At 43.5% G+C, this 15,284-nt stretch carries 15 protein-coding genes; 7 read left to right on the forward strand and 8 right to left on the reverse strand.

Annotated elements, in window-relative coordinates; translation table 11 throughout:
- Positions 1-15: 15 nt before the first annotated feature.
- The 4 genes from KXD93_RS05350 to KXD93_RS05365 all read left to right on the forward strand — a co-directional run bounded on the left by KXD93_RS05350 (position 16) and on the right by KXD93_RS05365 (position 6,763).
- Positions 16-1,065 (forward strand): acyltransferase, encoded by a 1,050-nt coding sequence (locus tag KXD93_RS05350; RefSeq protein WP_258135867.1) that lies wholly within the window; start codon positions 16-18, stop codon positions 1,063-1,065.
- Between the two features lie 91 nt (positions 1,066-1,156).
- Positions 1,157-2,779 (forward strand): ArnT family glycosyltransferase, encoded by a 1,623-nt coding sequence (locus KXD93_RS05355; RefSeq protein ID WP_258135868.1) that lies wholly within the window; start codon positions 1,157-1,159, stop codon positions 2,777-2,779.
- A gap of 93 nt (positions 2,780-2,872) precedes the next feature.
- A complete protein-coding gene (locus tag KXD93_RS05360; RefSeq protein WP_258135869.1) occupies positions 2,873-4,669 on the forward strand; it encodes a beta-N-acetylhexosaminidase in 1,797 nt (598 codons plus the stop codon).
- 186 nt (positions 4,670-4,855) lie between these two features.
- Entirely contained in the window at positions 4,856-6,763 is a 1,908-nt protein-coding gene (locus KXD93_RS05365) for a glycoside hydrolase (RefSeq protein WP_258135870.1), read from the forward strand.
- A 3-nt stretch (positions 6,764-6,766) separates the two neighbouring features.
- Here KXD93_RS05365 and KXD93_RS05370 read toward each other — a convergent pair whose 3' ends face one another.
- Both KXD93_RS05370 and KXD93_RS05375 read right to left on the reverse strand, forming a co-directional pair.
- Positions 6,767-7,318, reverse strand: coding sequence for a ferritin (locus KXD93_RS05370; RefSeq protein WP_258135871.1), 552 nt, complete (start codon positions 7,316-7,318; stop codon positions 6,767-6,769).
- A 51-nt stretch (positions 7,319-7,369) separates the two neighbouring features.
- Complete coding sequence (locus KXD93_RS05375; RefSeq protein ID WP_258135872.1) at positions 7,370-7,711, reverse strand: hypothetical protein; 342 nt, start codon at positions 7,709-7,711, stop codon at positions 7,370-7,372.
- 177 nt (positions 7,712-7,888) lie between these two features.
- Here KXD93_RS05375 and KXD93_RS05380 point away from each other — a divergent pair, with 177 nt between their 5' ends.
- Together KXD93_RS05380 and KXD93_RS05385 are read left to right on the forward strand one after the other, a co-directional pair.
- Positions 7,889-8,191, forward strand: a complete 303-nt coding sequence (locus KXD93_RS05380; RefSeq protein ID WP_258135873.1) for an RNA polymerase alpha subunit C-terminal domain-containing protein — start codon at positions 7,889-7,891, stop codon at positions 8,189-8,191.
- Between the two features lie 26 nt (positions 8,192-8,217).
- Positions 8,218-8,604: a VOC family protein gene (locus KXD93_RS05385; protein WP_258135875.1), complete on the forward strand. Its 387-nt coding sequence runs from the start codon at positions 8,218-8,220 to the stop codon at positions 8,602-8,604.
- Position 8,605: 1 nt separating this feature from the next.
- On the opposite strand, the gene KXD93_RS05390 is transcribed toward KXD93_RS05385, so the two are convergent.
- Positions 8,606-8,773: a hypothetical protein gene (locus KXD93_RS05390; RefSeq protein WP_258135876.1), complete on the reverse strand. Its 168-nt coding sequence runs from the start codon at positions 8,771-8,773 to the stop codon at positions 8,606-8,608.
- Positions 8,774-8,813: 40 nt separating this feature from the next.
- On the opposite strand from KXD93_RS05390, the gene KXD93_RS05395 reads away from it, so the two are divergent.
- Positions 8,814-9,608, forward strand: a complete 795-nt coding sequence (locus tag KXD93_RS05395) for a class I SAM-dependent methyltransferase (RefSeq protein WP_258135877.1) — start codon at positions 8,814-8,816, stop codon at positions 9,606-9,608.
- 7 nt (positions 9,609-9,615) lie between these two features.
- Here KXD93_RS05395 and KXD93_RS05400 read toward each other — a convergent pair whose 3' ends face one another.
- From KXD93_RS05400 to KXD93_RS05420, 5 genes are all read right to left on the reverse strand, one after another.
- Positions 9,616-10,611, reverse strand: coding sequence for a hypothetical protein (locus KXD93_RS05400; RefSeq protein WP_258135878.1), 996 nt, complete (start codon positions 10,609-10,611; stop codon positions 9,616-9,618).
- Between the two features lie 83 nt (positions 10,612-10,694).
- Complete coding sequence (locus KXD93_RS05405) at positions 10,695-12,092, reverse strand: alpha-amylase (RefSeq protein WP_258135879.1); 1,398 nt, start codon at positions 12,090-12,092, stop codon at positions 10,695-10,697.
- Positions 12,093-12,711: 619 nt separating this feature from the next.
- The gene (locus KXD93_RS05410; protein WP_258135880.1) at positions 12,712-13,488 is read right to left on the reverse strand and encodes a copper homeostasis protein CutC; all 777 of its coding nucleotides are present in this window, start codon (positions 13,486-13,488) and stop codon (positions 12,712-12,714) included.
- A 167-nt stretch (positions 13,489-13,655) separates the two neighbouring features.
- Positions 13,656-14,663 carry a glycosylasparaginase gene (locus KXD93_RS05415; protein ID WP_258135881.1) on the reverse strand — a complete coding sequence of 336 codons (1,008 nt, stop codon included), beginning with the start codon at positions 14,661-14,663 and terminating at the stop codon, positions 13,656-13,658.
- Positions 14,664-14,727: 64 nt separating this feature from the next.
- Positions 14,728-15,246, reverse strand: a complete 519-nt coding sequence (locus KXD93_RS05420; protein WP_258135882.1) for a DUF4199 domain-containing protein — start codon at positions 15,244-15,246, stop codon at positions 14,728-14,730.
- Between the last annotated feature and the right edge of the window lie 38 nt (positions 15,247-15,284).

A 15,284-nucleotide genomic window follows, 5' to 3' on the forward strand; every position in this document is an offset into this window, starting at 1 on the left:
TTTTAGTTTGAAACTATGCCACCCACTAAAACCCAAAACATCGACTGGATAAATAACCTGCGGATAGTTGCACTTTACGCGGTGATCATACTACATTCTACTTCGCTGTTACTCCAGCAGTATGGAAAGGTATCCATGAGCGATTGGATGGTAGCTGATTTTTTAAATGCCATCGTCAGGTTTGCAGTACCGGTTTTTGTGATGATAACAGGGGCATTGTCGCTCGGCAAGGAATATGAAATAGGGAGTTTTCTAAAAAAAAGATTGTTAAGGGTAGTGGTGCCATTCCTTTTCTGGAGCCTGGTATATATCGGTTATTCATTATACAACGAGGAAATAACCTTTACTGCTGATGTGTGGGCAAATACCAGGATTGTATTGCATTTGTTAAAAGTTGGCAGCTCATACCATTTGTGGTATGTTTATATGCTCATCGGGCTTTACTTTTTTATCCCGGTTATCGGCAAATTTGTTCGGCATGCTAGTGAAAAGGAAATTCTTTACTTTTTGGCAGTTTGGTTTGGCGTGTTGCTGATCACACAGCCATACCTGGTACGTTATAACCTATCTGTTGATATGCATTATTTTGCAGGTTTTGTGGGATACCTTGTGCTGGGGCATTACCTTGCCTTTAAAGAGTTCAATATTAAACACCTGCGGTTATGGATGGTGTTGCTGTTTATAGCAAGTATCTTACTGATAGGCTTAGGTTCAAGGGAAATTGCAGATAGTCGCCAATGGCCGTCAACCATGTTTTTTGAGCCGGTAAGCCCGGCAATTGTACTGCTCGCGTCCAGCGTGTTTATGATCTTTAAACTCTCCGCACCAAAATTATCTCCTGTTATTATCCGCATCCGTGATTTTGCAGGTGGGTACAACTACGGAATATACCTTGCGCATGCATTGGTGTTATACTTACTGGAAGATCCGTTAGGGATCTATTATAAGCTTTGCGTGCCGATAGTCGCGATTCCCTTAACGGCATTGATCTGTTTTGTAGTGACATTGCTATTGGTGTGGTTGGTAAATAAGATTCCATTTGCAGGGAAATGGATTTCGGGATAGCCGCGTGTTGAAACGTCATAATAAAACCCCGCGAGTTTTCGTATTTTTTTTAGAGATTTGTGCCCTTGTACTTGTTGCTCATTTTATTTTAATGAAGAAACTTACCGAAGGTAATGCGGCCCGTTCTGCAGCCATACTAATCATCATAACTTTTATTATCCGCTGCCTAATTGCCGGCTACACCGGCTTGGGAATCGGCGAATCCTATTACTTCAGGGGCGCGTTAAATTTTGACCTGAGTTATTTCGATCAGCCTCCTTTGTTTTTTTGGCTCAGCGGCATCAGCGTAAAAATATTCGGATTAAATAATTTCGGACTCAGGTTCCCGGCGGTGCTGTTGTTTGCCGGTACCAGTTGGTTGATGTTTTTGGTAACCCAAAAACTATTCACAGCAAAAGCAGGCTTTTGGGCCGTAGCAGTGATGAATTTAAGCGCGGTATTCACTGTTGCTATTGCCTGCTGGTTTCAACCGGATGCGCCGCTGATGTTTTTCTGGATGCTGGCTACCTATTACATCGTTCAGCTAATGGTTGGTCCGGGCGCCGAAAAATCAGAAGCAACCCGTTACAGCCGCAGAACATGGCTATTGTGGTTAGCGGTAGGCATTAGCATGGGGCTTGCTACATTGAGTAAATACCATGTGCTGTTCCTGTTTGCAGGGGTGTTTATGTTTGTGGTAACTAATAAAAGTCAGCGCCATTGGCTCCGTCACTCTGGTCCGTACCTCGCTGTTTTGATCACCATTATTATGGCATTCCCGATAATATGGTGGAATGCACATAACAACTGGGTATCATTCGTTTTCCAGGGTTCACGGGCCGGAGCAAACGAGGAACACTTCAAGCTGCATTTCGACTGGTTTTTCCGGAGCATAGGCGGGCAGGCTGCTTTTCTGCTGCCCTGGATTTGGTTCCCTATTGTAAGGCAGTTATGGATCTCATTCAAACTACGTAAGCAATTGTTAGCCTACAGCTTTGTATTCTGGATGGCCATATTACCTATCGTGTTTTTCACCGTGGTTACGCTATGGTCAAACCTGCAGTTTCACTTTCATTGGCAGGCACCGGGTTATATGATGTTATTTATCCCGCTCGGCTTTGCTGTCGACAGGTGCTTGAGCACGGTTGGTAAAGGCACGGTACTTACCCGCAGGTGGATCAATTTCTCGGTATATTTCACCATTATCACCATCGGCGTACTCGGAACACATATGGTTACCGGCTTTTGGCAATCCTACGGGCCAAGGTGGGTTGTACATGAGTTCCATGGAGATAATAATGACCCGACCATACAAGGTGTCGATTATGTTGATATAAAAACACGTTTTGATAAAGAGGGCTGGACAAACAACCCTAATATATTTACAGGCACTCCGCGCTGGTGGCTAACCGGCAAGGTTGACTGGGCGCTTAAAGGTAAAAAGGACATTGCCGTATTTAACAACGATGCCAGGAACCTTGCCTTTATGGTAGAGCCGAAGAAGCTGGTAGGTAAGGATTGCATTATTATCAGCGACCATGAAGAGCTGGACGTCAACGCAGATGCCAAGCCTTTTTTTGACAGCGTGACCCAGCTACCTGATATCGACATTGTCCGCAGCGGCAGGGTTGAATACAAGCTGCAGGTTTTTTACGGTAAGAATTTTCATGTGCCGGCTCAAAAAAGAATGGAGATGCCTTTATATCGGCAGTTGCTGGGCTTGTCCCCATTCTAAACCAACACGATTTATACGATTTGATAAAGGATTAGCAGGACGGGAACGGTCTTGCTAATCCAGGAATAAATGATAAGATCCCTGATTACACGAATGAAGTTATTTAAGATAAGAAAACGCAAACATACAGATCCGACCGCCATACAAAATTCGTGTAATTCGCTTCAATTCGTGAAATTTGTGCTTGTTCTTTTTCTGCTTCCCTCGTTTCTATCTGCACAAAATATCAACATAATCCCGCTGCCTAAATCGATTGTAAAAAGCGCCGGGCAATTTCAGCTGAACAGTAATACCATTATTGGCATGAACAACAGTTCATTGCTGCCGCAGGCTAATTACCTCCAAACGGAACTGCAAAAGGCCAACGGGATTGCCATCCCGGTTGACCAGAACGAAGTAAAGGCACTGATAGATCTCCAGCTTGTAAAAAGAGACGAACTAGCAGGTTCCTATACTTTAAAGATCGAGCCAAATAAAATCACAATTGTCTCGTCCGGTAACGATGGCGTGTTTTATGGGATCGTATCCCTACTTCAGCTGATCAGAACCCAACCTGTTGGTACTGTGGTTAACCTGCCGGTTTCCGAAATAAATGATTCACCCAGGTTTCAGTGGCGGGGCTTTATGCTGGATGAGTCGCGCCATTTTTTTGGTAAGGAAAAGGTTAAACAGTTGCTGGACTGGATGGCTTTTTACAAGCTGAATAAATTTCACTGGCATCTTACCGATGTGGATGGCTGGCGTATCGAAATAAAAAAATATCCCAAACTAACGTCGGTGGGAGGGATTGGCAACAAAACTGATACCCTGGCGCCTGCGAAATATTATACACAGGATGATATCCGGGAAATAGTGGCCTACGCTGCCGACCGGTTTATAACGGTTGTTCCTGAGATAGATATGCCGGGCCATGCTACAGCTGCAAATCGCGCTTACCCGGAGTATAGTGGTGGAAGTACAGTGAGGTATCCTAATTTCACGTTCGATCCTGCAAATGAAAAGACCTACCAGTTTTTGGGCGATATTTTAAAGGAAACCCATTCCTTATTTTCGGCCGGGATGATCCATTTAGGGGGCGACGAGGTTGAACTGGGGATCCAGGCCTGGGCAGGAAGGCCGGCAATTATGGATGTGATGGCAAAAAACAGGTTCTCTGATCTTGCTGACCTGGAGCATTACTTTTTTAAACGCATGGCCGACAGCGTTACGCAAATGAACGACAAGGTTTTATGTTGGGATGAGGCGACCGAAACCGATTTGCCCGCCGGTAAAACCATCGTATTTTGGTGGAGACAAAATGTGCCATCGCAGCTAAGGCTGGCGCTTAATAAAAAATACCAGGTGGTGCTTTGCCCCAGGGTGCCTTTTTATTTCGACTTTATACAGGATAAAAGCCAGGTTTCGGGTCGTAAATGGAATGCGTCCTTCAATAGCGTAAGCAGCGTTTACAACTTTCCATACAAGGAGTTTCCGGCGGATGAATTAGCGTCCAGCCAGGTCCTGGGCATCCAGGCAAATCTTTGGACGGAACTCGTGGCTTCGGAAAAAAGGCTTGATTTTATGGTGTTTCCACGCATGGCGGCATTGTCTGAAGCCGCATGGACCGATTCAGCAGTAAAGGACGAAGCCTCATTTAATGAGCGTTTAAAGTCGGACTTTTTGTTATACGATAAGGCAGGCATTTATTACTTTGATCCATTCGATTTATCAACACATCCTGAACCAATTGATTTTGCCCCTAAAATTGTTGTTAAACCCGTTGTAAGAGACAAGCATCATAAACATGGGAGAAAATCAAAATTAAGTGGTAAGCATTCAAAGGGGACACATGCAAAATCTGGTAGCGGCGACCATCATTCAAAATCAGTCAAAAGGAAAAAGCACCATTAGTTCAGTAGAGACGCAATATATTGCGTCTCTAATTGGTGAAATTTAGCCTATCATTTTCATTAATATCATTAAATATTCAAACACAATAACGCTATTTTTAGCACCATGTATAAAGGTGCTGTGTCAAAAAGCTTTCGCAATAATTCTAAGGGGTTGAGGCCTTTAATTTTATTAACTGCAATATCGATGTTAACCGCGTTTACAAAGAACGCCTATAGCCAGGCCGAAGTTGAACCCTGGGGGAATATCACCGGTATCCGTAACCACGGGCAGTTATTTGATTTTGAATCGAGCCTGCGAGTGGTAAGTACGGATCGTAAACACATTACATCAACATTTAAGGAAAAACAGAAACCACACTACAAACGCATTAATGAAGACGAGCAGGAAGTTATAACGAGCATCGACAGCCTGTTTTTTATTGAAAACGTAAAGGATGACGGCGGTGGAAAAATCAAGGTATCCATCCGTATGATCGCTCATAAAGACACGACAATACAGGGCGTTTATTTTAGCGTCGCACTACCTGTTGAATTTATTAACGCTAATCTCCGTTATTCTGATGGGGATAAGTCTGAATTCGATCATTTTGTAAAAGCAGGCGGCAAGGAGTTCGACGATAACGCAAAGGGGCTTGAATTTGAGGTCGGTAAACGCAAGTTAAGCATTAAGCCTGCTGATAAAAGCCTGATGATGGTGAGGACCGAGGCTATCCCGGGAGGGAGCAGGTTGCGGTTGTTTATCCCGATAAAGCTTGGTGAAGTTAAAAATGGAGATGTAGTTGAAAAGGAAATTAATATAAAAGTGTCAGGAGATATTGACGAAGCGCCGGCAACTATCACCTTGAATACTTCACAACAAGGCCGTGCATTTGATGGGCTTGGCGGAAATTTTCGGCTGCAAAACCCAAAGGCAGATCCGCAGGTGATTGATTATTGCCTGCAAAACCTGCGCGTGGCCTGGAGCCGCGTTGAAATGCCATGGCGCTTCTGGCAACCGGAGTTAAATGTTGATCCAATCGCAGCAGCTGATTCAGGCAGGTTAAACTTGTCCGTTAAAAAGGCAATGGAAATGGCACACCGATTGGATAGCATGGGTATTCCTGTTATCTTATCGGCATGGTTTCCACCTAACTGGGCGGCAGAGGGCAATCTTAACTTCAGGCCCGTTAACGGCATCTGGGGCAATAAGCTCAACAAGAGCAATATGAACGCCATTTACAAATCCATCACTGATTATATCATCTACCTTAAAAATAAGTACGGGGTAGAAGCTAAGCTGTTTTCGTTTAACGAGTCGGACCTGGGGATAAATGTGAGGGTAACGGCACAGGAGCACAACGATTTTATAAAGGGATGTGGGGCATACTTTGCAGCACATGGTATAAAAACCAAAATGCTGCTTGGCGATAACTCAGACGCCACCACTTATACTTTTATTGATCCGGCGTTAAACGACCCGGATGCAAAGCAATATATCGGTGCAATTTCCTTCCACTCGTGGCGTGGCTGGGATAATGCAACCCTGCAAAAATGGGCAGATGCTACGAAAAAGTTGGACGTTCCCTTAATTGTAGGCGAGGGGAGCATAGATGCTGCTGCTTATAGCTACCCGGATATTTTCCAGGAGCCAACCTATGCATTACAGGAAATAAACCTGTACACACGGCTGCTGGCCATTTGCCAACCGCTCTCTATTTTACAATGGCAGCTAACAGCCGATTATTCGCCCTTAATTGGAGGAGGAATTTTTGGTAACGACGAGCCCCTGCATCCCGGCCAGAGATTCTGGAACCTGAAGCAATTATCCATCACCCCTAAAGGTTTATTTGCTATGCCGGTAACCAGCAGCAATTCACAGATCTCCTGCGCCGCGTTGGGTGATAATACAAAAGGGGTATACGCTATCCACACGGTAAACAACGGCGCGGACAGGGAAGTTACCTTAACGGGTTTGCCTGCGCGGGTAAAACAGCTGGATATTTATACAACCAGCAAAAAGGTGAATATGAAACGGGGAAGTGTAAAAGTAGAAAATGGCGGGATCAAGTTTAAATTGCCCGCCACCAGTTATGTTACATTGATCAGCAAATAGCCGTTACGGGTTTTCAACGCTGGTGTCCTGCGCTAATACCGCATCGTCAGGGGTGCCTGCCAGGTCTTTGTCAAGGTTGTATAAAGCGTCGTCATTGGCTTCAGCACCGCCGGCTTTTTTGATCTTGCCAAGCAGGTCAAGCGCCATTGTTTCTTCCTCAGTTTGTTCCTTTACAAACCACTGCATAAAGTTGAATGTCGCCCAGTCTTTTTCCTGGTGACTTAAGTCAACTATATTATAAATTCTTGTAGTGTTTTCTACTTCCGAGCTAAATACTTTCTCAAAAAGATCGTTTATACTTGCGGGATCCGGTCCTGGTTCAGGAATTGCCGTAACCACAACTTTGCCACCTCTTTTCAGGATGTATTCCAAGAATTTCATCATGTGGTTGCGCTCTTCGTTAGAGTGGCGGAACAGGAAATTGGCGATGCCGTCATAACCCTTATCGCTGGCCCACGAAGCATAGCTCAGGTAGATCTGGGCGTTATGCGCTTCATTGGTCATTTGATCGTTAAGAGCTTTTGCAAGCGTATCTGAAAGTCTGTTGGTGTTCATAGCGATTTATTTAATCACTAAACCAAATCCGAAGCAAAAGGTTTACAAAATTTATTTGAAAGCCGAGATATGGTTATTTTTGATGCTTAGGATAAAAGATTTACCTACGCTAATCTTGATGCTCCTGTTTTGCAGCATAGCTTTTATAGCTTCATCTTCCTTCAATGCCTCAAACAAGTCACGTGCAACAGCAGATCCGCTGATGTTATTGGTCACCTTGCCATTCTCTAACGCAATGTTAAAGGTGTAACCCGACTTACCACGATCACCGGCTGATTCAAAATCAGTGATGTTTAGCTTAAACTGTTGTTCTTCGTTGAGGCTTCTTTTTAGATGCAGGCGGATAACGGGGATGTACCTTTTCCAGGTAGTTAAGTATTTTCTTTCTTCCATGTAAGGCGATAAAGGTATTACTATTTATACAGGAATTCGCAAAACGGGTAATATTAATCGTTCGGCAAAGTAATTGAAACAACAGCTTGTCGTGATTTGTATACTAATATGGCGCGTTAACACCCTGTGCAGGCGGTTTATGTCCGGTAAATTTGTTTAACAAAATTCATCATGATAATGGCGCCATCTAACAAAAACTTAAGAACTTGCAGCAATGGGCATCAGTATTACAAAAGCAGCGACTGCCCAACCTGTCCCGTTTGTGAACAGGAACGCAAGCCACAAAGCGGATTTCTTTCTTTGCTTTCAGCACCTGCGAGGCGGGCATTGGAAAATAACGGCATTACGAACCTTGAGCAGCTTTCAGGTTTTAGCGAACGCGAAATTTTAAAGCTGCACGGTATGGGGCCCGCGTCGCTGCCTAAATTAAGGGAAGTATTAAAGGAAAAAGGATTATCATTTAAAAATCGGGCGGAATAAATCTGCCCCGCATAAACAAATTAATTATGTTCAAAGACACAAAGGCATTCAGTGGTTTCTCAGTAAACGACATGCAAAAGGCAAAGGAATTTTATCACGGAACACTTGGCATTGAGGTTGAGGAGAATAACATGGGGATCATGACGCTGAAGATAGCAGGAGGGGCGGATGTTGTTGTTTACCCCAAACCCAATCATGAACCGGCTACGTTTACCATCCTCAATTTTACGGTTGGTGATGTTGATAAGACTGTAGACGAGCTGATAGCAGCAGGGATCACCTTTGAACAATATGATTTTGGCGATATGAAAACCGACGAAAAAGGCATTATGCGCGGCAACGGTTACGGACCTGATATCGCCTGGTTTAAGGACCCTGCGGGGAATATATTATCCGTGCTGAAAAAGGATTGAGTTAGTTAGGGGGAGTTATTGGGAAATGAATTTTTTCATATTCATCTATTAACGCGCCCCATTGCTCCAATTCATTTCCTTCTTCACTGCCTAATTTGGCATCAAATATAATTTCGAGCCTTTGCATCGCTTTTTGGTAGTCGGTCTCCGTTATTTCCTTTATATCCATTTGCTTACATTAGTTGAATATAAAGATATAAAAACAGTCGATGAAAACCGTATACGACGTTATTGGGGCAGGCTACAATTCAACAAGAAAAGCTGATCCTTACATAGTCAATCGGCTTTTAGATTTTTTAGAGCCAAAGCCAGGTGAATTATACATAGACATTGGTTGCGGAACAGGGAATTATACGATAGCCCTGGCAAACACAGGTGTGGATTTTGTTGGTGTTGAACCATCAGACGAAATGTTAAAAGAAGCACGAAAACGTAATGAGGCCATAGCCTGGTTGCAGGGGAGTGCAGAAAAAATCCCCGCCGTTCACAGCAGCTTTGATGGCGTTATTGCGACGCTCACTATTCATCATTGGACTAATATCGCGCAATCATTAAAAGAAATTTTTAGGGTAACAAAGCCGGGTGCCAGGCTGATTTTCTTTACAGCTACTCCAAACCAAATGGAAGGGTATTGGCTTAATCATTATTTCCCGGGAATGCTGCGCGCTTCTATAGATCAAATGCCGTCGTTCGAACGAATTAACGATGAACTTATCAAAGCAGGATTTAAAAATGTAGTTACAGAGAAATATTTTGTACAAGGTGATTTGCAGGACAATTTTTTATATAGCTGTAAAAACAGACCGGAGCGTTATTTAAACATCGAAATAAGAAAAGGAATCTCATCATTTGCTGCACTAGCAAATGCAGAAGAAGTGAAAAATGGCCTTTTGGGGCTTCATGCTGATTTGGAAAGCGGCCGCTTTATTAATATAAAAGAAAAATATGACAATGATTCAGGTGATTACTTATTTATTGTAGCTGAAAAATTGACAAGCGGTTAATGGGCGTTTAAAAACTATTCGGTAGCAAATCCATATTTTCTTTAAAAAGTGATTTTTCACCTTTAACTTTAAAAACCTCGCTGAGGTGAAGCTGAAGGTGCGCCCTTGCCGGATCAGTTATTTTTATGTTCTTTTTAAAATGGATGATTACCCGGTCGCCTTTTTCAATCATCGTTATTATCTGCTGTGTCCCGGAGACTTTCTCTACGCTAACAGTCTTTTTTTCGTTGGATGATGGATGGCCTGTGGTCGTAATATCAAAAGCATCAGGGTCTATTTTAACTAAAAAGTTCGAATGGTTCACGATAAACAGGTCGGCGTGGAGCGTATCCCGACGGTAATAATTTTTAAAGCGGAAGTTAAGACCAGACACAGCAATTTCCTGTTCGCTTAAAAATAAAAACGGTGGTTGCGGAAGCTCCGGTAAGGTTGCAAGGTACGCGCGTTCTTTTTCAACAAAATCAGTGCTGGTATTAAAAGAATAAGCTATTACCGGCTCGTTATATTTCTTACCATAAGCCCGGAAAGCCATTTTATCAGCAATAGCTTTTAATGACAGATTTGAAATATCGTTTCCCTTTGTGGCCTTATAGCCAATGCCTAGATTGTATGCATTACTAAAACTACCCTGTAAACCAGTTAATTGGTATAGTTTATAATCATTAAAAGGTCTGAACTTTAATAGAAGCGTAGTATCATTGCCTTGTTTTAAAGTGAAAGGCGAAAAAGGGGTAGTTGGCCCCGAATGCGACCCTTTTGGTGTTCCTATTGTTATTTCCCGGATCTCAAGGTCTCTAACCCCTGTGTTTGACAGCTTGATTTGGGTGTTTAGTTCCTGGAGTTTAATATCGCCGAAGATGGTAGGATCAACCTTTAAGCCTTCTGAATTTATAGCAACGATGTTGTAAATTATATCGCCGGTTTTTGATTGTGGTTCCTTATGGCTGTTTCCACAGCCGTAAAATAGTGCGCAGAATATGATAATTAAATAGGGTAGCCTCATTTTTTGGATTGACGTGTTTATAGTAAAAAAATGATAAGGAAATACATCCAACGATGTATTTCCTTATCTCAGCAATTGCCTTATCAATATCCGGTGATAGACCAGATAGAATAAGCATGCGGAGGAGCCTGAATCAGCACCCGGCCATCAGCCGCTACGGATTGCACCCAGCCGGATGCGCCGGTATATTCCTTTATTTGTTTATTGGCCCAGTTGGAGGTTACCCATTGCTGCTGCCAGTAGTCCGTACCATTAAAGTATACAATTACGCCAGGCGCAGCGCCGTAGCCATTTCTCCTGTCAATATACTGGTCACTGGCAGAATAAAGATTGGTGGTGGTTCCGCCCGCCAGCGTCCTGTGGATCCAGATGAGGTTGTTCATCCTGTTTTTATCAAGCCATGTTTCATAATCATTATAAAATACACAGGGATAACCCTCATGTGTCATGATATAGGCATAAGCCGAATACTTATCACCAATGATATCGGTATCATGATTGGACACAAATGTAACCGTCTTTGCAGCGTTCCGTTTCCATAGCATGTCGTCGTTCAAGTGGGTAAGGTCGTGACTGTCAAACGCAGAATGCATAGCATAAAAGCATGCAAAATCAAATGCCGATGATGTGCCTCCGGTACCATTTACCCAGTTTTGCAGGTTGGCAGCATTGCCGTCCCAGTCCTCGCCAACGGCAAAGCCGCCCACGCTGTTCACATAGTTTTGAACCACCCATGCGCCGTAGCCTAATACGTAGTCAAAGCGCCACCCATCAAAATGCATGGTGTTCTTGTAATAACGCGACATGCTGTAGCTTGCGTTGTAGATCCAGTTGGAAACATTGGCCTGGGCATGGCACAGATCAGGAAAGCCACCAAATGATCCCTCATCTGAAGCATGTATATTGTTTGGGTGGAAATCGCTGTAGGTTCTTGGAAACATCCCCGATAAGGGTACAAATTTGGTATAGGTATTTGTGCCGGTATAAGGGTTAGCCTCTAATGCCCCGCCGCTGCAATGGTTCAGCACCATGTCTGCATATACTTGTATGTTGTGGGTGTGGGCGTTTGAAATTAAGGTATTCAAATCGGTAAGGTTGCCAAAACGTGTGGTTACCGACCCCATTTGGTTATATGTGCCGAAGTCAAAGTAGTCGAAAGGATCATAACCCATGCTAGACCCGCCGCTTTGTCCCTTTGTGGCCGGGGGTAACCATATGGCCGAGATCCCGGCAGCATCCCAGGCCGGTATTTTAGTGTTTATGGTCGCCCACCATGATGTGCCGGTTGGTGTATTCCAATAAAAAGCCTGCATCAGCACACCGCCGCCGGGGCCGGGAGCAGCAAAACTGGAAGAAGCATTTTTAGCCTTGATGTTAACGACGGGTGCATTTTCCTTTACTTCTGTTTTTTTACATTGGGAGAATGTCAGCAATGTAGGCAGCAGGAGCACCTGGCCTAACCGATAGAAATGTTTTTTCATAATTATTGGTTTTATGGTTATAAAAATTGGTTTTACAGTTGGCTTGTGTATAATTCCGGTAACGTTCCCGGTGATGCTTACTTTTATTCCTCTTGATAGCTGAAACCCGAATGATTACTTTTAAACAGCGCCGTCGTTATTCAAAACAATTTCCGTAATAACCCGGATGGCTAAAGTATGTTATTTAAGTTACAGTTAATTAAAATCAATATTTAGTTTAACAAAACAGGGTAAACTGCTGCAATTGGTTTAGTAATCGGCATTGGTTATGCGTTGCAACTAAGATACGTTTAGGAATAATATTTCCAAATCAAATTCTAACTAAATGTTAAAATTAATTTTATCTCCAAATATTAACTTATATGAAATTATTATTTAATAGGGGTTAATCAAAGATCAATTTAGTTTTTATCAACTGGTTTAATTTAAAACGGTATTTGCAACTATCGATGTTGTACGGGTTACACTAACTGATTTTTTACTTAAAGTTAAATAGATTCCGGGAACGTTACCGGAAAAACTTGCAATAAACTGTTTTGAGATGAGGACGGGGGAGTCATTTTCTTCCCGTTTTTGCTGATTCAGGTAGAAAGTTTACAGAAAATTGTTCTTAGTTGGTTCAAAGTTCGTTCGCCAGCCGTATGATTTGTTGCACCCTGTCTACACTGGTTACATCAACGCTATATTCGTCGCCCACGGTATCGCCCATAACAATACGGTCGTTTTTATATTTCATATTGCTAGGCACCCGGGTTCTTGCTGATGAGTGAACTTCAGCTACGCCGGTAAAACGTACCAGGTCGGCAACGTTTGCTTCACTTACCCCGCTACCCGGCATTATTTTTATCCGGTTTGCGGCTTTACTTACCAGCCGGGCGAGATTGTAGGCGCCCTCCATGGCTGTGCTTTTGCCGCCTGATGTTAAAATGCGTTCGCAGCCCATTTCAATAATTTCTTCCATCGCTTTGAACATATCGGCACACATATCAAACGCCCGGTGAAATGTTACGCCAAGTCCCCATTGTCTTGCAAGCTTAACCATTTCGGTGCAGCGGGCTACGTCTATGGTGCCGTCTTCATTAAGCATCCCTATGACAATTCCGTCGCAGCCGGCCTCAATACAATACCTGATATCGGCCATCATTATGTTGAACTCCAGGTCGGTGTATAAAAAATCACCTCCGCGCGGCCTGATCAGTACATATAATTTAATGTGGAGCAGCTTACGGGCCATCAGGATCTCTCCATGCGAGGGGGTAGTGCCACCTTCGTATAAATTTTCGCAGAGTTCAACCCGCACGGCTCCGCCTGCCTGGGCTGCCAATGCCGATGTTACTGAATTGGCACAAACCTCAAGTGATATATTTAAGCCGGGAGTTGATTGTTCGTTGTTCATAGTACAATTCAAAGCTTATAGGCGGCGGCTATAAACTCTTATAAAATAAAAAGATAGTGAGATGCTAAGCCTTTTACGAAAAATACGCTGAAATGTTTTACATGAAAGCCAATTTCAAGGCATTTTTAAGGATAAATTGAGGGTAGGTTTAATAAATTATCACCTAATTAATAAAAACTTTTCCCCGGTACTAAAAGGTCCTGCTTTTCGGCATTACAAACTGCGAATGAGAAGCCGGGCTGAATGGCAAATGCGCCGTATTCGCCTTTTTTATTGATGGCAAGAAACCCGACCTGGATATTTTTAGCGGTATCGGGTTTCTTTTTAATGATGCGCTTAACAGCTTCCTTGCAGGCATCCTCTGGCGAAAGCCCCTGGCGCATCAGCTCTACCACTAAAAAGCTGCCCACATTGCGGATCACCTCTTCGCCAACACCTGTAGAGGTTGCGCCGCCAACTTCATTGTCAACATATAAACCAGCGCCAATAATAGGGCTGTCGCCCACACGCCCATGCAATTTAAAAGCCATGCCACTGGTAGTGCAGGCACCTGAAATATTACCTTTAGCATCTATCGCCAACATGCCAATGGTATCATGGTTGTATTTATTGCCGGGTGTATGTTGTTTGTTTTCTATATTCATTACAGGTGAATATTTGGCTGTTTTAAGCCATTCCTTCCATGCTTTTTCCGATTCAGGAGTAAGCAACTCTTCGTATTTAAAACCTTGTTCAACCGCAAACTGGGTAGCTCCTTCGCCAACCAGCATTACGTGAGGGGTTTTTTCCATTACCAGTCTAGCTACCGAAATAGGGTGTGCAATGTGCTCAATAGCCGCCACTGAACCGCAATTGCCAAATTCATCCATTATGCAGGCATCAAGCGAAACGTGCCCGTCACGATCAGGATAACCGGCTCGGCCTACAGTATGGTTTTTCATATCAGCCTCAGGAATCCGCACGCCGGCTTCAACGGCATCAAGCGCCCTGCCGCCTTTTTCGAGTGTTTTCCAGGCCTCTTTGTTTGCGAAGACTCCGAAGTCCCAGGTGGAGATAACGATGGGCAACTGTGCTGCAGGCGCTGTCGCAGCAGCCTGCACAAACTTAGACGGAGACAATGCCGCCAGCGAAGCGCCGGCAGCCGATAATTTGATAAACTTACGGCGGTTATACATACCGCTAATATAGAAATTACAGCGAGGAAATTGATGGATTGTATCTTTATTGATACATCAATATTTAACTTTTGGTTTTTGCAAACAATCCGGCAATTAAGGAGATAATAAGCCCGGTAAAAAATTGCCCAACAAGCGCCATCATTACCTGTGCCCCTGTTGTAAACTGTCGCGCTAAGCCTGCTGAATCCTGGTTTATTTGCTGTTGGGATTCACCTTTGGCTATCATAGCCTTTTGTGCATCATTAATCATAAATTCAGCATACCCCGGGTTGAAATACCGGCAATAAAGAAAGCTGAAAATTGCAACAACAACGGCAACCGTTACAGCTACCAACAAGCCGGTTTTAATTGCCTGCCCATAAGTAAGCATCCCGGTTATTTTTTTTTTGTTTTGCATGGCCATATAAATGCCGATGGCCTGTATAGGGATTGACAACAACCCGCCTAAGCCCCGAATGCTCTCTGCCTGCATTCCCCAGCCGTTTTTTGTGTTTAGCCAAACCAGCAGGGAGAAAAATCCGAAAAGAAAAACAGAACTGATTAGACCCGTTAATAACCCAATTTTTAATGTTGATTTCATGATATTATCGTTTAGATTGATCGGGACAAAACTGGTAT

This window comes from Mucilaginibacter phenanthrenivorans (assembly GCF_024721155.1).
In the GTDB taxonomy this organism is placed as follows: domain Bacteria; phylum Bacteroidota; class Bacteroidia; order Sphingobacteriales; family Sphingobacteriaceae; genus Mucilaginibacter; species Mucilaginibacter phenanthrenivorans.